At 67.2% G+C, this 18,826-nt stretch carries 23 protein-coding genes and 1 tRNA gene; 14 read left to right on the forward strand and 10 right to left on the reverse strand.

Annotated features, from left to right (window positions below; genetic code table 11):
- Nucleotides 1-2: 2 nt before the first annotated feature.
- The gene (gene uvrB, locus ACN0RJ_RS03890) at nt 3-2,201 is read right to left on the reverse strand and encodes an excinuclease ABC subunit UvrB (RefSeq protein ID WP_417719330.1); all 2,199 of its coding nucleotides are present in this window, start codon (nt 2,199-2,201) and stop codon (nt 3-5) included.
- 436 nt (nt 2,202-2,637) lie between these two features.
- On the opposite strand from uvrB, the gene ACN0RJ_RS03895 reads away from it, so the two are divergent.
- The 4 genes from ACN0RJ_RS03895 (at nt 2,638) to ACN0RJ_RS03910 (ending at nt 4,396) form a co-directional block, all read left to right on the forward strand.
- Complete coding sequence (locus ACN0RJ_RS03895) at nt 2,638-2,949, forward strand: ETC complex I subunit (protein ID WP_417719331.1); 312 nt, start codon at nt 2,638-2,640, stop codon at nt 2,947-2,949.
- Nucleotides 2,950-2,997: 48 nt separating this feature from the next.
- A tRNA-Arg gene (locus tag ACN0RJ_RS03900) sits at nt 2,998-3,074 on the forward strand.
- A 68-nt stretch (nt 3,075-3,142) separates the two neighbouring features.
- Nucleotides 3,143-3,538 (forward strand): excinuclease ABC subunit B, encoded by a 396-nt coding sequence (locus ACN0RJ_RS03905; protein WP_417723461.1) that lies wholly within the window; start codon nt 3,143-3,145, stop codon nt 3,536-3,538.
- 267 nt (nt 3,539-3,805) lie between these two features.
- Complete coding sequence (locus ACN0RJ_RS03910) at nt 3,806-4,396, forward strand: hypothetical protein (protein WP_417723462.1); 591 nt, start codon at nt 3,806-3,808, stop codon at nt 4,394-4,396.
- A gap of 5 nt (nt 4,397-4,401) precedes the next feature.
- Here ACN0RJ_RS03910 and ACN0RJ_RS03915 read toward each other — a convergent pair whose 3' ends face one another.
- Together ACN0RJ_RS03915 and ACN0RJ_RS03920 are read right to left on the reverse strand one after the other, a co-directional pair.
- Entirely contained in the window at nt 4,402-4,956 is a 555-nt protein-coding gene (locus ACN0RJ_RS03915) for a hemerythrin domain-containing protein (protein WP_417723463.1), read from the reverse strand.
- 37 nt (nt 4,957-4,993) lie between these two features.
- Complete coding sequence (locus ACN0RJ_RS03920) at nt 4,994-5,401, reverse strand: universal stress protein (protein WP_417719335.1); 408 nt, start codon at nt 5,399-5,401, stop codon at nt 4,994-4,996.
- Between the two features lie 245 nt (nt 5,402-5,646).
- Between ACN0RJ_RS03920 and ACN0RJ_RS03925 the strand changes: the two genes are divergently transcribed.
- Nucleotides 5,647-6,342, forward strand: coding sequence for a winged helix-turn-helix domain-containing protein (locus ACN0RJ_RS03925; protein WP_417723464.1), 696 nt, complete (start codon nt 5,647-5,649; stop codon nt 6,340-6,342).
- A 28-nt stretch (nt 6,343-6,370) separates the two neighbouring features.
- Here the strand turns inward: ACN0RJ_RS03925 and ACN0RJ_RS03930 are convergent, their stop codons facing one another.
- Nucleotides 6,371-6,691, reverse strand: coding sequence for an antibiotic biosynthesis monooxygenase family protein (locus tag ACN0RJ_RS03930; protein WP_417719337.1), 321 nt, complete (start codon nt 6,689-6,691; stop codon nt 6,371-6,373).
- 206 nt (nt 6,692-6,897) lie between these two features.
- Here ACN0RJ_RS03930 and ACN0RJ_RS03935 point away from each other — a divergent pair, with 206 nt between their 5' ends.
- The 6 genes from ACN0RJ_RS03935 (at nt 6,898) to pssA (ending at nt 11,315) form a co-directional block, all read left to right on the forward strand.
- Complete coding sequence (locus ACN0RJ_RS03935; RefSeq protein ID WP_417719338.1) at nt 6,898-7,605, forward strand: DUF484 family protein; 708 nt, start codon at nt 6,898-6,900, stop codon at nt 7,603-7,605.
- A complete protein-coding gene (locus ACN0RJ_RS03940) occupies nt 7,602-8,528 on the forward strand; it encodes a tyrosine recombinase XerC (protein ID WP_417719339.1) in 927 nt (308 codons plus the stop codon). Before ACN0RJ_RS03935 ends, ACN0RJ_RS03940 begins: the two co-directional genes overlap by 4 nt.
- A 4-nt stretch (nt 8,529-8,532) precedes the next feature.
- Nucleotides 8,533-9,153 carry an FMN-binding negative transcriptional regulator gene (locus ACN0RJ_RS03945; RefSeq protein ID WP_417719340.1) on the forward strand — a complete coding sequence of 207 codons (621 nt, stop codon included), beginning with the start codon at nt 8,533-8,535 and terminating at the stop codon, nt 9,151-9,153.
- 60 nt (nt 9,154-9,213) lie between these two features.
- On the forward strand, nt 9,214-9,819 hold the full coding sequence (locus ACN0RJ_RS03950) for a glutathione S-transferase (protein ID WP_417719341.1): 606 nt from the start codon (nt 9,214-9,216) through the stop codon (nt 9,817-9,819).
- 82 nt (nt 9,820-9,901) lie between these two features.
- Nucleotides 9,902-10,579, forward strand: coding sequence for a phosphatidylserine decarboxylase (locus ACN0RJ_RS03955; protein WP_417723465.1), 678 nt, complete (start codon nt 9,902-9,904; stop codon nt 10,577-10,579).
- Entirely contained in the window at nt 10,569-11,315 is a 747-nt protein-coding gene (gene pssA / locus ACN0RJ_RS03960) for a CDP-diacylglycerol--serine O-phosphatidyltransferase (RefSeq protein WP_417719343.1), read from the forward strand. Before ACN0RJ_RS03955 ends, pssA begins: the two co-directional genes overlap by 11 nt.
- Before the next feature lie 7 nt (nt 11,316-11,322).
- Here pssA and ACN0RJ_RS03965 read toward each other — a convergent pair whose 3' ends face one another.
- Nucleotides 11,323-11,985, reverse strand: coding sequence for a lipid A oxidase (locus ACN0RJ_RS03965; protein ID WP_417719344.1), 663 nt, complete (start codon nt 11,983-11,985; stop codon nt 11,323-11,325).
- A 229-nt stretch (nt 11,986-12,214) separates the two neighbouring features.
- Between ACN0RJ_RS03965 and petA the strand changes: the two genes are divergently transcribed.
- From petA to ACN0RJ_RS03980, 3 genes are read left to right on the forward strand one after another with little or no spacing between them, the layout of a single operon-like run.
- Nucleotides 12,215-12,778, forward strand: coding sequence for a ubiquinol-cytochrome c reductase iron-sulfur subunit (gene petA / locus ACN0RJ_RS03970; RefSeq protein ID WP_417719345.1), 564 nt, complete (start codon nt 12,215-12,217; stop codon nt 12,776-12,778).
- 12 nt (nt 12,779-12,790) lie between these two features.
- Complete coding sequence (gene petB / locus ACN0RJ_RS03975; RefSeq protein ID WP_417719346.1) at nt 12,791-14,134, forward strand: cytochrome b; 1,344 nt, start codon at nt 12,791-12,793, stop codon at nt 14,132-14,134.
- A 19-nt stretch (nt 14,135-14,153) separates the two neighbouring features.
- A complete protein-coding gene (locus ACN0RJ_RS03980) occupies nt 14,154-14,939 on the forward strand; it encodes a cytochrome c1 (RefSeq protein ID WP_417723466.1) in 786 nt (261 codons plus the stop codon).
- 83 nt (nt 14,940-15,022) lie between these two features.
- Here ACN0RJ_RS03980 and ACN0RJ_RS03985 read toward each other — a convergent pair whose 3' ends face one another.
- The 5 genes from ACN0RJ_RS03985 to dut all read right to left on the reverse strand — a co-directional run bounded on the left by ACN0RJ_RS03985 (nt 15,023) and on the right by dut (nt 18,791).
- Complete coding sequence (locus tag ACN0RJ_RS03985; RefSeq protein WP_417719348.1) at nt 15,023-15,547, reverse strand: cell wall hydrolase; 525 nt, start codon at nt 15,545-15,547, stop codon at nt 15,023-15,025.
- A 79-nt stretch (nt 15,548-15,626) separates the two neighbouring features.
- The gene (locus ACN0RJ_RS03990) at nt 15,627-16,412 is read right to left on the reverse strand and encodes an amino acid ABC transporter permease (RefSeq protein ID WP_417723467.1); all 786 of its coding nucleotides are present in this window, start codon (nt 16,410-16,412) and stop codon (nt 15,627-15,629) included.
- A 10-nt stretch (nt 16,413-16,422) separates the two neighbouring features.
- Entirely contained in the window at nt 16,423-17,211 is a 789-nt protein-coding gene (locus ACN0RJ_RS03995) for a transporter substrate-binding domain-containing protein (protein ID WP_417723468.1), read from the reverse strand.
- A 63-nt stretch (nt 17,212-17,274) separates the two neighbouring features.
- Nucleotides 17,275-18,336: a HesA/MoeB/ThiF family protein gene (locus ACN0RJ_RS04000; RefSeq protein WP_417723469.1), complete on the reverse strand. Its 1,062-nt coding sequence runs from the start codon at nt 18,334-18,336 to the stop codon at nt 17,275-17,277.
- A complete protein-coding gene (gene dut, locus ACN0RJ_RS04005; protein WP_417723470.1) occupies nt 18,336-18,791 on the reverse strand; it encodes a dUTP diphosphatase in 456 nt (151 codons plus the stop codon). Before dut ends, ACN0RJ_RS04000 begins: the two co-directional genes overlap by 1 nt.
- Nucleotides 18,792-18,826 lie beyond the last annotated feature (35 nt).

Below are 18,826 nucleotides of genomic sequence, written 5' to 3' on the forward strand. Positions count from 1 at the left end.
CGCTACCGCTTGCGCCGCTTCACGTTGCCGCCATGCTGCCCCGGCCGACCCGCGGTCGAGCGTCCCTTTGCCTTGACCGCCGCTTCCGAGGCGGCCTCGACCGCGGATTGCCGCGCCATCGGGTCGTCATGCAGGGCAAGGTCCACCGCTTCGAGGCGCTTGACCTCGTCGCGCAGGCGCGCGGCCTCTTCGAATTCGAGGTTCTCGGCGGCCTTGCGCATGTCGGCCTTCAGCCCGTCGAGCACGGCGGCAAGGTTGGCCCCGGCGCGCGCCGGGTCGATCTTGGCCGTGACGCGGTTCATGTCCACGTCGCCCTTGTAGAGCCCGGCAAGGATGTCGTCGACGTTCTTGCGCACCGTCGCGGGGGTGATCCCGTGTTCCTCGTTGTAGGCGATCTGCTTGTCGCGGCGCCGGTTGGTCTCGGCCAGCGCCCGCTCCATCGAGCCGGTCATCCGGTCGGCATACATGATGACCCGCCCTTCGGCATTGCGCGCCGCCCGGCCGATGGTCTGGATCAGCGAGGTTTCCGACCGCAGGAAACCCTCCTTGTCCGCGTCGAGAATGGCCACCAGCCCGCATTCGGGAATGTCGAGCCCCTCGCGGAGCAGGTTGATGCCGATCAGCACGTCGAAGGCCCCGAGCCGCAGGTCGCGCAGGATCTCGATCCGCTCGATGGTATCGATATCAGAGTGCATGTAGCGCACCTTGATGCCCTGTTCGTGCAGGTATTCGGTCAGGTCCTCGGCCATGCGCTTGGTCAGGGTGGTCACCAAGGTGCGGTAGCCGCCGGCGGTGACATGCCGGATTTCGTCGAGCAGGTCGTCCACCTGCGTCGTGACCGGGCGGATCTCGACCTGCGGATCGAGGAGTCCCGTGGGCCGGATCACCTGCTCGGTGAAGACCCCGCCCGCCTGCTCCATCTCCCAGTTCGCGGGGGTCGCGGAGACGAACACCGACTGCGGTCGCATCGCGTCCCATTCCTCGAACTTGAGGGGGCGGTTGTCCATGCAGGACGGCAGGCGGAAACCGTGTTCGGCCAGCGTGAACTTGCGCCGGTAGTCGCCCTTGTACATGCCGCCGATCTGCGGGACCGAGACGTGGGATTCATCGGCGAAGACGATGGCGTTGTCGGGGATGAACTCGAAAAGCGTGGGGGGCGGCTCGCCGGGCGCGCGGCCGGTCAGGTAGCGCGAATAGTTCTCGATCCCGTTGCAGACGCCGGTCGCCTCCAGCATCTCGAGGTCGAAATTGGTGCGCTGTTCCAGCCGCTGCGCCTCCAGCAGCTTGCCCTCGGCGACGAGCTGGTCGAGCCTCTGGCGCAGCTCTTTGCGGATGCTCACGATGGCTTGATTCATCGTCGGCTTGGGGGTCACGTAATGCGAATTGGCATAGACGCGGATGCGGTCGAAATTCGCCGCCCGTTCGCCGGTCAGGGGATCGAATTCGATGATGCTTTCGAGCTCTTCGCCGAAGAAGGACAGCTTCCACGCCCGGTCTTCGAGGTGGGCCGGCCAGATTTCCAGCGAATCGCCGCGGACCCGGAAGGTGCCGCGCGAAAACCCCTGATCGTTGCGCTTGTACTGCTGGGCGACGAGGTCGGCCATGACCTTGCGCTGATCGTATTCCTTGCCGACGTGCAGATCCTGGGTCATCGCGCCGTAGGTCTCGACCGAGCCGATGCCGTAGATGCACGAGACCGAGGCGACGATGATCACGTCGTCGCGTTCCAGCAGCGCCCGGGTGGCCGAGTGGCGCATCCGGTCGATCTGTTCGTTGATCTGGGATTCCTTCTCGATATAGGTGTCCGAGCGGGCGACATAGGCCTCGGGCTGGTAATAATCGTAGAAGCTGACGAAGTATTCGACCGAGTTGTCGGGGAAGAAGCCCTTGAATTCGCCGTAAAGCTGGGCGGCGAGCGTCTTGTTCGGGGCCAGGATGATCGCCGGACGCTGGGTTTCCTCGATCACCTTGGCCATGGTGAAGGTCTTGCCCGTGCCGGTCGCGCCGAGCAGCACCTGGTTGCGCTCTCCGTCGCGCACCCCGGCGGCAAGTTCGGTGATGGCGGTCGGCTGGTCGCCGGCGGCGCTGAACTCGGTATGCATGACGAAGCGCTTGCCGCCCTCCAGCTTCTCGCGGACTTTCACATCCGGTGCCGGGGCGTGCATCATCGGTCGGGATTTGTCGGAATGGGCGAAGGGCATGGGGCGGTGGTTCTCCTGGCGCTGTCCACAATTGTTCCCGGCGCGCCGGGATTCAAGGGCAAGGGCGTGCCGCTGTCGATTCCGGCGGCATTTCGGGCGCCGCGCACGGCCCTGCCGCTTTTTCCGCCGCGGCACCGGCGCGGGGGGCGGGACAGGTGGTTTTTGTTGTGAAAAGGCATGTCCGAAATGTACCTTCGGGGGGCAAACAGCTGGCCCGGCCGTTGTCCGGCCGCAGCTTCCCACCCCTCGCTCCCGGCGGCCGATTCCGGGTCGGGCCCTGTTTGCACCATTCCCTGCACTCCTTTCCGCGCCGCCCTTTTGCAGCTTCCTGCTGACAGGTCATGTCAGTTGATGGCAGGACAAGGATGATGCCGGTGATCTCTTGCCCTGTGGCGGCAAATCCCGGATAAGTCTCGTGATGTTACGGAGGGATTCCATGCGGGCACGGATCTACCAGCCAGCCAAGACGGCCATGTCTTCCGGCCAGGGCAAGACCAAATTCTGGTTCCTGGAGTACAGCGCGGACACCCCGCGCGAGGTCGACCCCCTGATGGGCTGGACCTCGTCCAGCGACACGCAGAGCCAGGTGCGCCTGCGGTTCGACACCAAGGAGGCCGCCCTGGCCTATGCCAAGGACCGCGGCATCGAGGTGCAGGTGAGCGATCCGAACAAGCGCCGCGCCAATATCCGCCCGCGCGGCTATGCCGAGAATTTCGCGGTTGACCGCAAGGGCGCCTGGACGCATTGAGGCGCGGGCCGGGCGGTCCTCGGATCGCCGGCCCCGATCATATCTTCCGGTCCCGTAGCTCAACTGGATAGAGCACCTGACTTCTAATCAGGATGTTGGGGGTTCGAGTCCTCCCGGGATCGCCATTTCCTCCGATCCGGTGCGCACGCCAAGGTGAATCGACGGCGAAGCGCGGGCGGGGTAAGGTCGCGACATGCGTCGATTTGTGTTCCTGTCCCTGCTCCTGCTTGCCGCTTGCGGCACGCCGGTGGAGCGCTGCCTGTCCGGGGCCGCCGCGCCCTACCGGGATGCGCTGAAGGAGCGCGAGCGCATCGCGCGGGACCTGTCGCGCGGCTTTGTCTTCCAGACGAAATTCGAGCAGGTGACGCGGTTCACCGGATGCCGCCAGAGCCGCCATGACAAGAGCGCCTTTCCGTGCTGGCGCACCGACATGCAGCCGGTCACGCGCCGCATTCCCGTGGATCGCGACGCGTTGCGCCAGCGCGATGCGCAATTGGCGCGGGACCTGCCGGCCCTGCGCAGGGCGGCGGCGGAAGACCAGCAGCAATGTCGCGCGGCCTTCCCCCCGGAGGAGTCGGTTCCGGGCTGAGCGCAATCTGCCTCACCCGCAAGCGACCGCATCCCAGGGCAGAACCGATCCGGCGGGGCGCGCAGGCGCGCTCCGGGCCTCTCGGCGTCGGGCCGTGCCCGCCGCCTCGGCGCGCGTGGCCGGCTGACGCCCTTTCCGGGCGGATCGCTCTTGGCTCGCGGCCTGCCGGTGACGGATCACATCCCCGTAGGTCGGGCAAGCTCTGCTCGACACGCCGCGCGGATTTCGCTAACGACGTCCGGAATGACTGGGAGCCGCCGCAACTCCATGATGATGCTACACTTTCCCGCCCGGCTTGTTGTTCTCCTCGGGGCGCTCTGGCTGAGTGCCTGCGGCATGCCCCCGCCACCGCCGGACCAGTTGCCGCCGGTCCGGGCCTCGGAGGTCGCGGCCCTGGCGCGGACGATCCTCGCGCTCGGCCCGCATGTCGATCCCGAGGAGGCCGCTCGCGCCGCCGAGGTCTCCCTGACCTATCCGCGCAAGCTGGCCGTCGCCTACGAGATCACCGACCCGCCCTATCTGCACAACATCAAGGTCAACCAGGGCAAGCGCCCGCGCGGCCTGTGCTACCAGTGGGCCGACGACATGGAGGCGCGGCTGCGCCAGGAGCAGTTCCGCACGCTGACCCTGCACCGTGCCATCGCCAATTCCGACAACCCGCTGCGGATCGAGCACAGCACGGTCATCGTCAGCGCCGCGGGCGACACCATGTGGGAGGGGATCGTGCTGGACCCCTGGCGCAACGGCGGCATCCTCTACTGGGGGCCGGTGCTGGACGATCACAAGTACCCGTGGAAGCCGCGCCAGCAGGTCTTCGACGAAAAGCGCCGGCTGTCGCTGGCAACGGCGGCACGGTAGAGGCGCTATTCCAGCCCCGCGGTGCCGTGCCTGAGGATCACCGGCACGACGAGATCCTCCTCGTCCCAGAGATGGCGTTCCAGCATCGCGGAGAAGGACAGCAGTTCTTCCCGGAAGGTGCCGGTTTCCGCCTCGCCCCGGATGACCGCGTTGGCCGAGCGCGCGAAGCGGTCGAGCAGCCCGTCCATGGCGTGATGGTCCTTGTCGAGAATGTCGAACCCGCGCAGCAGCCGCCGGTCCATGACGGCGAGGCGCGGGAAATAGTGCTGGTCCTCGATCTGGTGGTGACCGTGCAGCCCCTGCACCAGCGCGCTGCCCAACCGCCCGATGCGCAGTGCCAGCGCGTCCCGCGCCATGGCCCCGTCCATCTCGGACTCGGCGGCCTGCTGCAATCCCGAGGTGAGGTTGCGGAACATCAGGTGCCGGTCGAGCCAGAAGGCCACCAGCCCGCCGAACCCCGGATCGGAGGGCCACCCCTCGCGCGGGTAATCGGCCAGCAGAACGCGCAGCGTCTCGGGGAGGCCGCCGCGCGCCTCGAGGGAAAGATCGTCCTGTGTCATGGCCGGTCATGCAATCGGCCATGACGGGCAATGTCAATCAGCGCAGGACGTGAACCGCGCATTTCGCGTGGCGCACCACCTGCGTCGCCGTCGAGCCGATCAGCATGTCGGCCATGCCGGGCCGGTGCGAGGCGATGACGATCAGGTCGCTGCCCGTCTCCTCGGCATAGTCGAGGATGGTGCGACCGGAATGGCCGTCGACGACGACTCCCCTGCCGTGGCCCAGTGTCGCCGCCATCGAGTCGAGCTCCTCCTGCACCGCCGCGCGGGACTGCGCGATGTAATCCGGCGGCATGTAGGTGATCGCATAGCCCGGCACGTGTTCCATCACGTGCAGCAGGGTGATGTCGCCATCGTCCCCCGCAAGAAGCCGCGCCACCGCCAGCGCGGCTTCGGCCTTGGCATCGTCGTCGAACGCGATCGGGACAAGAACGGACTTGTACATGAGAGACCCTCCTTTGCTCTGCAAACGGAAGCCTGCGCCATCCGGAAGGATAGCGCCTTGATACAGGTCATCCCCGCAGGGCCCGGATTCGATCACATTTCCGGCGTATTCCGCAGGTAGACAGGAGGACGTCGGCAGAATGCCTCCCGATCCGGTCCGCAAGCGCCAGAAGGCCCGAGCGACAGGGGATCCGCGCCATCGCGCGCACCCCGGACCATCCGATGCGGAATCAGAGGAGCACGCCGATGCGCTATCTTGTTGCGGAAACCACCTGGAAGCTGATGGGTCTGTCGCAGGCTCTGGCCGAGTCCGGAACGCTGGTCACGCGCTGTGACCAGGGCGAGGATATCGACGCCTTCCAATCCACCGGGGAACACGATCTCGTCGTGCTGGATGCCGGGGCGCTCGGCAAGCACACGACGCTTGCCCGCCTGCGCGATGCGCGCCCCGCCCAGCCGGTCTGCGTCCTGGCGCGGCAACCGGATCACCGGAAGGTGGCGGAGATGCTGAATGCCGGGGCCGACATGGTCCTGCCGGAAGACATCCCCCTGCCCGAGCTCGTCACACGGCTGCACGCCCTGTCCCGGCGCGCCCATGGCGTCGCCCTGGGCGAGATGGACTGCGGCCCGCTGCGCTTCGATCTGGAATCCCGGCGGGTGCACCTCGAGGACGTCACGTTGTCGCTGTCGCCGAAGCTTTACGAAATCCTCGAATTCCTCGCGCTCCGGCCCGGACGGCTTGCCACCCGCGAACAGCTTCTGAACCATGTCTACGGGTTCGAGAACGAACCGGCCCCCCGGGTCTTCGACGTCTACCTGTGCAACCTGCGGACCCAGTTGGCCAACGTGGCCGGGGCCCTGACCATCGAGACGGTCCGGGGATCGGGCTACAGGATGATGGTCAGGGAAGCGGGCACGGCCGACGGGTCGATCGCGGCCTGAGCCGCGCCGGATCGGCGGCGGCGCGGCCTCAGCCGAAGACCGCGGCCACGTCGTACATGACCGGTTCGAAACTGCGGCACAGCTCGTTGAAGCGACGATTGCGCACGCGCATCTCCTCGCTGCGCAGCATCGCCTGGAAGTCCTCGCGCCGGGCCCATTGCGAATAGTTGGCGATGCGGGTCTGGGCGTCGTTCACATGCAGGCCCGCCGCCACGAATCCCGCCTGCCGCGAGATGAAGCTGTCGTAGGCGTCCTGCAGTTCGTCGAGCAGATCCTGGCAGGTGCCGGGCGAGGTCTCGAAGGTGGTGATGACGGTTTGCAGATGGCTGGATCGGGTGATTTCGGGCATGGCTCTCTCCTCCGCTGGGTCCAGTCTGACATGGAACCCCGGCGCCTCCAAATCTTTCCAGCCGTTAACGAAATCCTCACCTTTTCCCGCCCGGCTGACACAAGCGCAACAGCTTCGGGAAACCCGGCCCCCGCTCCGCAAAAAGGCGCGAAACGGCGGCGGCGACCTGATAATGTCACCCTCAATCAAAAAAGAACGAGACCGGAATGAGCAGCAATCCCCGAATTGACGACTCCCTGCGGGAGGAGATCATCTCGCGCCCGGACATGATCCTGGATGACCGCGACCTGATGCAGGCGCTGATCGCCGCGAACGAGCGCGCCATGGGGGGCAATATCGTCGACCTCCGCGGCATCGCGATGGAGCGGCTGGAAACGCGGCTGGACCGCCTCGAGGACACGCACCGCAGCGTCATCGCCGCCGCCTACGAGAACCTCGCAGGGACCAACCAGATCCACCGCGCGATCCTGCGGATGCTGGACCCGGTCGCCTTCGAACCCTTCCTGCACGGTCTGGCCGGCGAGGTGGCCGAGATCCTGCGCGTCGACGTGGTGCGGCTGGTGCTGGAATCGGCGCAGAACGATTCCGATCCGGCGATCCGTCGACTGGGCGAGGTGCTGTCGGTCGCGGAACCGGGGTTCATCTCGGATTACATCTCGGACGGGCGCGGCTCGCCTCTCCGGCAGGTCACGCTGCGCCAGTTGGGCGAGGGCGATACCGGGATCTATGGCGACAAGGCGGCCTGGGTGCGCTCCGAAGCCTGCCTGAAGCTCGATTTCGGCCCCGGGCGGCTGCCGGGCCTGCTCGCGCTCGGCTCCGAGGACCCGCACCTCTTCACCGCGCAGCAGGGCACCGACCTTCTTGCCTTCTTCGCGGGGGTGTTCGAACGCGCCATGCGGCGCTGGCTGTCGTGACGCTGACGCTCTCTCCCGCGTCGCGCGATGCGCTCGAGGGGTGGCTCGCCTCGTCCCGGGCGCTCAAGGGCGCGGCAGAGAACACCATCACCGCCTATCGCACCGACGTGGTCGAGTTCATCAGCTTCCTGACCCTGCATCACGCGGAACCGCAGGGGCTGGCCCCGCTGGCGCGGGTGACAACCCCGGACATGCGCGCCTTCATGGCCCACCTGCGGGGCTCGGGGGTGGCGTCGCGCTCCATGGCGCGCAAGCTTTCGGCGGTAAAGAGCTTCTACCGCTGGCTGGCCGACCGGGAGGGGTTCGAACCCACCGCCGTGCTGCTGGCCCGCTCGCCCAAGTTCCAGAAGAAGCTGCCGCGCCCGCTGACCGAAGACGCCGCCCGCGCCATGATCGACACGGTCGAGATGCAGGCGGCCGACAGCTGGATCGGCGCCCGCGATGCGGCGGTGATCACCCTGCTCTACGGCTGCGGCCTGCGGATTTCCGAGGCGCTGGGGCTTTGCGGGCGCGATCTGCCGCTCGGCGACACCATGCGCATCATCGGCAAGGGCGGGAAGGAGCGGATCGTGCCGGTCCTGCCCGTGGCCCGGCGCGCGGTCGACACCTACCTGCGCCTCTGCCCCTATCCGACCGAACCCGACACGGCGATCTTTCGCGGTGCGCGCGGCGGGGCGCTGAACGCGCGGCTGATCCAGAAGGTCACCGAACAGGCGCGGATGCAGCTCGGCCTGCCGGCCACCGCCACGCCCCACGCCATGCGCCACAGCTTTGCCACGCATCTGCTGGCGGCGGGCGGCGATCTGCGCTCGATCCAGGAATTGCTCGGCCATGCCTCGCTGTCGACGACCCAGGCCTACACGGCGGTTGACACGGTGCATCTCATGAAGGTCTACGAGGCGACGCACCCCAAGGCAGGCTGACCCGATGCATCCCAACCCGATCTACCGCCCGGACGATCAGGCGCGCAACCTCGCCCTTGCCCGCGAGCGCGCCTTCGGGACGCTTGCCGTCTCCGCCGACGGGCCGCCGCTGCTGTCGCACGTGCCCTTCCTGCTCTCCGACGACGGCACCACCGCCGATCTGCACCTCGTGCGCTCCAACCCCATCGCCCGCGCCCTGTCGGAGCCTCGGCCGGCGCGGCTGGCGGTGACCGGGCCGGATGGTTACATCTCGCCCGACTGGTACGGGATGGACCACCAGGTTCCGACCTGGAACTACGTCGCCGTGCACCTTGCGGGGCGGCTGGAACGGCTGCCGCAGGACCAGATGCGCGACATGCTGGACCGCCAGTCCGACGCCTACGAGACGCGCCTGCTGCCCAAGCCCGTCTGGCGGGTCGACAAGATGCCCGCCGATGCGCTCGACAAGCTGCTGCGCATGATCCTGCCCTTCCGGCTGCATATCGAGGACGTGCAGGGCACCTGGAAATTCAGCCAGAACAAGCCGGAGGCGGCCCGCACCGGCGCCGCCGACCTGCTGGAGCGATCGGAGTTCGGGGCCGGAACCGCCGCTCTCGCCGCCTTGATGAGGGATTGGCAGGGTTGAGCTTTCCTCCCGCCGCAATCACCCCTAGGCTTGCGGTGAATGCAACCGACGGGTGACGCGATGAAACTGCTCAAGGCCGGGCCTTCCCCCTTTGTCCGCAAGGTCCTGGTGACGCTGCACGAGACCGGGCAGTACGACGATGTCGAAATGATCGACGTGGTCGCCTCGCCCCTCGCGCCCGATCCCCAGCTGATCGCGGCGAATCCGCTGGGCAAGATCCCGGCGCTGATCCGCGAGGATGCGCCGACGCTCTATGACAGCCGGGTCATCTGCCGCTTTCTCGATGCCCGCGCCAAGGCCGGGCTCTACCCCGAGACGCGGCCCTGGGACACGCTGACGCTGGAGGCGACGGGCGACGCGATGATGGAGGCCGCCGTCCTCATCATCTACGAAGAACGCTTCCGCCCGCCGGAGAAGGTGTCGATGGAGTGGATCGAGGGCCAGTGGGCCAAGGTCTCGCGCGCGCTGGATGCGGTGAACACCCGCTGGATCAGCCACCTGAAGGGGCGGATGGACATGGGCCATATCGCCATCGGCTGCGCGCTGGCCTATCTCGACTTCCGCCACGACGTGCGCAAATGGCGCACCGGCCGGGATGCGCTGGCCGGGTGGTACGACGGGTTCGCAGCCCGCCCGTCGATGACGGCGACCGACCCCGGCGCCTGACGCCGGACCCCCGGCGCAAATCCTTGCAAGACCCGGCCCCAGCCAATAGCAGGGCCGGAAACAGACAGACCGGAGCACCCCGATGCGCATGCGCGACACCTTCATCAAGCCGATGCACCCCGAGGGTCGCAAATTCGTCGCGATCTTCGCGGCGATCACCCTCGTGCTGTTCCTGATCTGCGATCCGCTGGGCTGGATCGGGGTCGGGCTGACGGTCTGGTGCTATTACTTCTTCCGCGATCCCGAACGGGTGGTTCCGCAGCGTCCCGGCCTTGTCGTCAGCCCCGCGGATGGCGTGGTGTCGCTGATCGAACCCGCTGTGCCACCCGCCGAACTCGGCATGGGCCCCGAGCCGCTGACCCGCGTGTCGGTCTTCATGTCGGTGTTCAACTGCCACGTGAACCGCTCGCCCGTCGCGGGAGAGCTGGTCAAGATGGCCTACCGGCCGGGCAAGTTCCTGAACGCCTCGCTCGACAAGGCGTCCGAGGACAACGAGCGAAACGCCCTGCGCATCCGGCTCGACGACGGGACCGAGATCGCGGTCGTGCAGATCGCCGGCCTCGTCGCGCGGCGCATCATGTGGTGGAAGAAGGACGGCGACCGGCTGGAGCGGGGCGAACGCTTCGGCCTGATCCGCTTCGGCTCCCGGCTGGATGTCTACCTGCCCGACGGCGTGCCGCCGCTGGTCGGCATCGGTCAGACCATGGTCGCCGGGGAAAGCGTGATCGCGGATCTGGGCGGGCAGTCCCATGGCCTCTGAGGACCCGACCCCGAGCACGCCGGAAAAGCTGACGCTGATCCAGCTTCTGCCCAACCTCATGACGATCGCCGCGATCTGCGCCGGGCTGACGGCGATCCGGTACGGGCTTTACCGGTCCTACGAAACCGCCGTCCTGCTGATCCTGCTGGCCGCGCTGCTCGACGGGCTAGACGGGCGGCTGGCGCGGGCGCTCAAGTCCGAAAGCAAGATGGGCGGAGAGCTCGACAGCCTCGCCGATTTCCTGAATTTCGGGGTGGCGCCGGTGCTGCTGCTCTACACCTGGGCGCTGGCCGACAGCCGCAGCTTCGGCTGGCTCGCCGTGCTGGCCTTCGCGGTCTGCGCCGTGCTGCGGCTTGCCCGGTTCAACGTGCAGCGCAAGTCCGAGGACAAGGAGCACGACAACCGCTTCTTCACCGGCGTGCCCTCGCCCGCCGGGGCGATGCTGGTCATGCTTCCGATGTTCCTCAGCTTTGCCTTCGCCACCGGGCCGTTCCTGCCCGACCTGGTGCTGGCCGCCTGGATCGTCCTGGTCGGCCTGTCGATGATCAGCCGCATCCCCACATGGTCGTTCAAGACCACCAAGGTCCCGCGCAAGCAGGTGAAATACTTCCTCGTGGGGGTGGTCTGCGGCGGCGCCGCGATCATCACCTGGACCTGGGCGTCGCTCGCGGCGCTCTGCGTGGCCTATATCGTCGCGGTGGTCATCATGCTGCCGCGGCGGCGCCGCAGCAGCTGAGGGTGTCTCAGAACCGCATCGTCACGCCGAAGTTGAGCGCGTTGGTCTTGATGTCGGTCTTGAACGAGCCGCCGCCGTCGAGGTCGCCCTCGTTCGTCGAATAGACGAACTGGTATTCCCCGAAGAGCGAATAGCGCTCGTTGATCGGATAGCTCACCCCGGCAAGCAGGCGCATCGCCGGGCCGGTCAGCTGGTAGCCGTAGGTCTTGTAGCCGCTGGTGGTGGTGAAATCGACATGCGGAAAGGCGATGCCGAGACCGCCGCCGACATAGGGCGTCGCGGTGCCCCACTGTTCCGGCCAGCGGTACATCGCGTTCAGCGTCAGGATGTTGTGCCCGTCGGTGAACTCCATCCGGTCGAAGCCGAGCGCCTTGCGCTCGTCCTCCGGCGCGTAGACCTTGGTGTGGGTGAATTCGACCGCGAAGCCGAGATTCTCGCTCCGCCACCAAGTGCCGCGGGCGCCGTAATAGGGCGGCATTTCAAAGCTCTTGCCATCCCAGCCGATCAGCGCGTCGTAGCTGGCGCCGGTGCCGGGAAAATCCCCCGAGATGCGGCTGTGCGGCGCGGTCTGCCAGCCGGTGTAGAGGGATACTTCATAATCCTGGGCTACGGCCTGCGAGGCCACGACACCGGATGCCGCGAAGGCGAGAGGGAGAATCAGGGATTTCATGTTGCAACTCCGAAGCCTGCTCCGAGCCATGGGCAGCCTTTAATGTGCACTTAAGCACTCCAACCCCTTGCTTTCAACCGCGACACATCGGCACTGTTGTTCACAAGGCACGTGATGATCGCTTTACGGGCAGGGGACGGACCGCTAATAACGCCAACGGAATAGCTGCGCCCGCGCGGCCCCTAAGCGCATTTCGGCCCACCCGGCCCAGATGAATGGAGAAGACCCAGTGTCCCACGCAGAAGAACACGAAGGCACCCGGAGGGATTTCCTCTACTATGCCACCGCCGGCGCAGGCCTCGTCGCCACCGGCGCGGCCGTCTGGCCGCTGGTCAACCAGATGAACCCCTCGGCCGACGTGCAGGCGCTGTCCTCGATCCGCGTCGACATCGGCGGTGTCGAAGAGGGCACCCAGCTGACCGTGAAATGGCGCGGCAAGCCGGTCTTCATCCGCAACCGGACCGAGAAAGAGATCGAAGAAGCCCGCGCCGTCGAGCTGTCCGACCTCGTGGACGTCAACGCCGAGAACGACAACCTGCCCGCGGGCGCCTCTGCGACGGACGCCAACCGCGCCCTGTCCGAAGACGGCAAGTGGCTGGTCATGATCGGTGTGTGCACGCACCTCGGCTGCGTGCCGATCGGCAACAATTCGGGCGATTACGACGGCTGGTTCTGCCCCTGCCACGGCTCGCACTACGACACCGCCGGCCGTATCCGCAAGGGCCCGGCCCCGCGCAACCTGCTGGTCCCCGTCGCTGCGTTCGACGGCGATACCACGATCGTTCTCGGATAAGGAAACGCTCACATGGCCGGAATTCCGCACGACCATTACGAACCGAAGACCGGGGCCGAAACCTGGCTGCACAAGCGCCTCCCCGTCGTCGGCCTTCTGTACGACACCATCATGATCCCCACGCCCAAGAACCTGAACTGGATGTGGATCTGGGGCATCATCCTGACCTTCTGCCTCACGCTTCAGATCGCGACCGGCGTGGTTCTGGTGATGCATTACACCCCGCATGTCGACATGGCCTTCGCCAGCGTCGAGCACATCATGCGCGACGTGAACGGCGGCTACATGCTGCGCTACCTGCACGCCAACGGCGCCTCGCTGTTCTTCGTGGCGGTCTATGCGCACATCTTCCGCGGCCTCTACTACGGCTCCTACAAGTCCCCGCGCGAGGTGACCTGGATCGTCGGCATGCTGATCTACCTCTGCATGATGGGCACGGCCTTCATGGGTTACGTGCTTCCCTGGGGCCAGATGTCCTTCTGGGGCGCGACCGTGATCACCGGCCTGTTCGGCGCCATCCCCTTCATCGGCGAACCGATCCAGACCTGGCTGCTGGGCGGACCGGCCGTGGACAACGCCACGCTCAATCGCTTCTTCTCGCTGCACTACCTGCTGCCCTTCGTCATCGCGGCGCTGGTGGCGGTGCACATCTGGGCCTTCCACACCACCGGCAACAACAACCCCACCGGGGTTGAGGTCCGCCGCACCTCGAAGGCGGATGCCGAAAAGGACACGGTTCCGTTCTGGCCCTACTACGTCATCAAGGACCTGTTCGCCCTCGCGGTGATCCTCGCGGTGTTCTTCGCCATCGTCGGTTTCATGCCGAACTACCTCGGCCACCCCGACAACTACATCGAGGCGAACCCCCTGGCGACGCCCGCGCACATCGTGCCGGAATGGTACTTCCTGCCGTTCTACGCCATCCTGCGCGCCTTCACCTCCGAAGTCTGGGTGGTGCAGATCGCGTCCTTCGTGACCGGCGGCATCGTCGATGCGAAGTTCTTCGGCGTGCTCGCCATGTTCGGCGCCATCATCGCCATGGCGCTGGCACCGTGGCTCGACACCTCCTCGGTGCGCTCGGGCAAATACCGCCCGCAGTTCAAGTGGTGGTTCTGGCTGCTGGTCATCGACTTCATCGCGCTGATGTGGCTGGGCGCCATGCCGGCCGAAGAGCCCTATGCCAGCTTCTCGCTGATCGCGGCGGCCTACTGGTTCGGATACTTCTTCGTCATCCTCCCCCTGCTGGGCGTGCTCGAAAAGCCGCTGCCGCAGCCTGCCACCATCGAAGAAGACTTCGAGGCCCACTACGGCAAGTCAGACGCGGCCGGCGCCTCGTCGACGACCCCGGCCGAGTAAGAGAAAGGACACCAGAAAGATGTTCAGGAAACTTGCCCTTTCCACGGTTGCGGCCCTCGGCCTTGCGTCCGGCGCGATGGCCGCCGGCAACGAAGGCCACGTGGAGGACTACAGCTTCTCGTTCGAAGGCCCGTTCGGCGCCTTCGATCAGAACCAGCTCCAGCGCGGCCTGCAGATCTACACCGAGGTCTGCTCGGCCTGTCACGGTCTGAAGTTCGTGCCGCTGCGGACCCTCGGAGACGAGGGCGGCCCCGGCCTGCCCGAAGATCAGGTCCGCGCCTATGCGGCCCAGAACTTCACCGTCTACGACGCCGAGCTGGACGATGACCGCCCCGCGATCCCGGCGGACCACTTTCCGGCCAACACCGGCGTCGGCGCACCGGACCTGTCGCTGATGGCCAAGGCCCGCGCGGGCTTCCACGGCCCCTACGGCACCGGCATCAACCAGATGCTGCACGGCATCGGCGGCCCGGAATACATCGCCTCGATCCTCACCGGCTACACCGGCGAGACCAAGGAAGAAGCCGGGACGACCTTCTACGAGAACCACGCCTTCCCCGGCGGCTGGATCGCCATGGCCCCGCCGCTTGCCGGTGAGGACGTGGAATTCGCCGACGGCCATTCCAACGAACTGCACCACGAGGCGCAGGACATCGCCGCCTTCCTGATGTGGACCGCGGAACCCAAGATGATGGACCGCAAGCATGCGGGCTTCCTGGGTGTCTTGTTCCTGACCCTGCTCTCGGTCCTGCTGTACCTGACCAACAAGCGCATCTGGCGCCCGATCAAGCACAAGCACGACTGATCCCGCCCCGGCGGATCACAAGAACGGACAAGGCCGCGCCCCACGGGGACGCGGCCTTTTTCATGACCGGACGCCGGGGGCGCCTAGCTGCCGGTCAGCCCTTCGATCAGCGGCAGCGGATAGGGCTGGGTGACGTTCTCGGGGCGGCGCTTTTCGTAGAATGCGTTGCCTCCGGCCGAGACCGTGTAGTGCATGTTGTTGTAATTGGCGCGGTAGCTGATGGCGTGGAAGAACTGCGCATTGCCGATCAGCGGATGCCGTTCCCCCCGCAGGACCGAGGCCGCCGCCTCGCGCACCATCGGGGCGGAGCGTTCGTCCATCGCGCGGGTCATGACGCCCGGCGCGAACTGGTTCTTCTGGCCCACGACGCCGCAGACCGTCTCCGGGAAATCGCCCGACCGCACGCGGTTCATCACCACGCTGCCGACGGCGATCAGGCCGTCCCGGCTCGACCGGATCGATTCGAAATACATGGCGCGGGCCATGCAGTCGATGTCCCTGCGGGCGGGTTCCGGTCCCTCGCGCCGCGCACATCCGGCCAGCGCCGCCAGCACCGCCGCGACCAGCGTCGCGCGCAGCCCCCACCCCTGCCGGTTCCTTGCAGTCATCTCCCGAAGATCTCCACCTGTCACACTGACGCCAGCCTACACGACCGCGCCGGGCTCCGCCAATTCCCGAACCGCGCGGTCAGGGCCGCGACCGCAACCGCGCCTCGAGCCGCCGCAACGCCAGCGACAAGCCGATGGTCATGGTGAGATAGATCAGCGCGACCACGTTGTAGGTCTCGAAATACCGGAAATTCCCCGCCGCCGTGACCTTGCCGAGCTGCGTGACGTCGAGCACGCCCAAAACGCTCACCAGCGAGGAATCCTTGACCATCGCGACAAAGTCGTTGCCGAGTGGCGGCAGGATGGTCCGGATCGCCTGCGGCAGGACGATGAACCGGAAGCGATGCCAGCGCCCGAGGCCGAGCGCCTTCGCGGCCTCGATCTGGCCCGGATCGACGGACAGCAGCCCGGCGCGGAAGACCTCCGCGATGAAGGCGGAATACCCGATGGTCAGCGCGATGATCGCCCGCCACAGCAGCGAGAAATCCCGCACCCGCAGCGGCTCGGCCCCGACCAGCCCGAGCAGCCAGTTCGCCGCGACGACCAGCCCCGGCGCGAGCACGAAGGCGACGTAGAGCAGCAGCACGAGGATCGGGATGCCGCGCACGATCTCGGTGTAGAAGCGCGCCACCTGCCGCAGCACCAGCCGCCCCGAAAGCGACATCAGCGCGATGCCCATGCCCAGGAGCACCGCCAGCAGGAAGGCGACGAGGGTGACGAAGACGGTGATCCGGACGCCCTTGAGCAGCGTCGCCAGCACCCGCGCCTGCGCCTCGTCCGCCAGCACCGCCGCAAAGGCCGCGGCCCCCAGAAGCGCGACGGCCACCAGCCACCAGGGGAAATCCTTGTCCCGGTCCGCCGTCACGCCGGGGCGCTCATTCGCCCATCTTGTAATCGAGGAACCAGGTCCGGTTCAGCGCATCCAGCGTACCGTCCGCCTTCATCGCCGCAATCGCGGCGTTGATCGGCGCAACGAGTTCCGATCCCTTGGGGAAGATGAAGCCGAAATCCTCGGTGCCCATGGTCTCGCCCACGATCTTGAGCGCGCCGTCCGAGGCCTCGACATAGCCCGCGCCCGCGGTGCCGTCGGTCAGGACCAGGTCGACATCGCCTGTCCGCAGCGCCTGAACCCCGGCACCGAAGGTCTCGAACAGCTTGATCCTCGGATTGGCCTCGTCGCCGTCCAGCACCTCGTAGACGCCGACATAGAACGGCGTCGTGCCGGGCTGCGCCGCCATCAGAAGATCAGGATCGGCGGCAAATCCCGCGGCATCCGAAAAGCGCTCTTCGTCGCCGCGCACCAGCATGACCATTTCGGACCGCATGTAGGCATCGGAAAAGTCGACCATCTCTGCCCGGTCCTCGCGGATGGTGATGCCGGTCATGCCCATGTCGAACTGCCCGTCCGAAACGGCGGGAATCATCGCGTCCCAGGAAATCGCCTCGTAGACGGGCGTGATGCCGATGCGCGCCGCGATCTCGGTCAGCGCGTCGTATTCCCAGCCGATGGCCTTGCCGGTTGCGGGATCCACGAACTGCAGCGGCGGATAGGCGTTTTCCACCGCGATCACCACCTCCCTGCCGCCGAGGTCCGGCATGTGGCTTTCGGCAAGGACGGGATGGGCGCAGAGGCAGGCCGCAAGCGCGGCGATGAGGCGGTTCATGGGTCGGGCTCCCTGTCAGGTTTGGTGCAGTATGCCGCACCTCCCGGCGCTGGCAAGAACCCTTCAGACCGCGTGCGCGCCGCCCTCGCCGCAGATCGGGCAATCCTGCCGGCGCGAGATGCGGATCTTGCGGGTCTCGCCCCAGAGCGCGTCATAGATCAGCATCTCGCCGAGCAGCGGCTGCCCCGCGCCCGTCAGCACCTTGATGGCCTCTACCGCCATCATCGCCCCGACCACGCCCGGCAACGGCCCGAGAACACCGGCCTCGGCGCAGGAGGGCGCGAGGCCGGGGGCCGGGGCCTCCGGGAACAGGCATTGATAGCAGGGGGCGCCGCCGGCGGGATGGAACACCGAAAGCTGCCCCTCCCATTGGCTGAGCGCGCCCGAGACCAGGGGCTTGCCGAGCGCGACGGCGGTGCGGTTCGCGAGATAGCGCGTGGTGAAATTGTCCGTCCCGTCGAGGATCAGGTCGTAGTCGGCAAAGAGTTCCTGCGCGATCTCCGCATCGAGCCGCCTCCGGTAGGGTCGGACGGTCACGTGGGGGTTCTGCGCGGTCATCGCCGCTTCGGCCGAGAAGACCTTGGGCATGCCGATGCGCGCGTCGGTGTGGATGACCTGGCGCTGGAGGTTGGCGTTCTCGACCACGTCGTCGTCGATGACGCCGATCGTGCCGACCCCGGCCGCCGCGAGGTATTGCAGTGCCGGAGCGCCGAGCCCCCCGGCCCCGATCACCAGGACCTTTGCCTGTTTCAGGCGCTTCTGCCCCGGCCCGCCCAGTTCGCGCAGAACGATGTGGCGGGCGTAGCGCTCCAGTTCGCTGTCCCCGAAGCGGTCCGCCGCGCGCGGCGGCGTGGGCGCAGGCACCGCTGCGACGGCGCGCGCCTTGACCCGCTTCAGCACGGCGGCATAGGCGAGCACCAGCGCGCCCAGACCGCCGAGAATGAGCCAGGGCGCCGCGCTCTCCCCGGTCGCGAGGCGCAGGGGATGCCCCTCGGGCAGCGCGACATGGACCATGAGAACGGCCACGTAGAGCAGCGCGAGAAGGTAGAGCCGCGCCATGCGCGAGGCCCCGAGCAGATGCCCCAGCCCCCAGATCAGCGCCGCAAGCCCGAGGACCAGCATCATCAGGCGGTCCCCGTCGAGCCGAACCCGCCGCTGCCGCGCACGGTTTCGGGCAGGGTTTCGACAAGGTCGAAGGCGGCCCGTGCCACCGGGGCCGCGACCATCTGCGCGATGCGGTCGCCATGCGCGATGGTGAAAGGTTCGGTCCCGGCGTTCAGCAGGATCACGCCCAGCGGACCACGGTAGTCGGAATCGATGGTGCCGGGCGCGTTGGGCAGGGTGATCCCGTGCTTGAGCGCCAACCCCGAGCGCGGGCGGATCTGCACCTCCCATCCCGCCGGGATCGCCAGCCGCAGACCCGTCGGGATCAGCGCGCGCGCGCCGGGCAGCAGGTCGACCGTGCCCCGGTCCGGGAAGTTCGCGCGCAGATCGGCGCCCGCCGCGCCCTCGGTGGCATAGGCCGGCAAGCCCGGCGCGCGGTCCGCGCCCTCGTCCCAGATCACGGCGATCGTCACCATGGCATTCCCTTCCTGCAGTTCATGTCGCGCGCGCA

Source organism: Salipiger sp., assembly GCF_048261495.1.
GTDB lineage: Bacteria > Pseudomonadota > Alphaproteobacteria > Rhodobacterales > Rhodobacteraceae > Salipiger.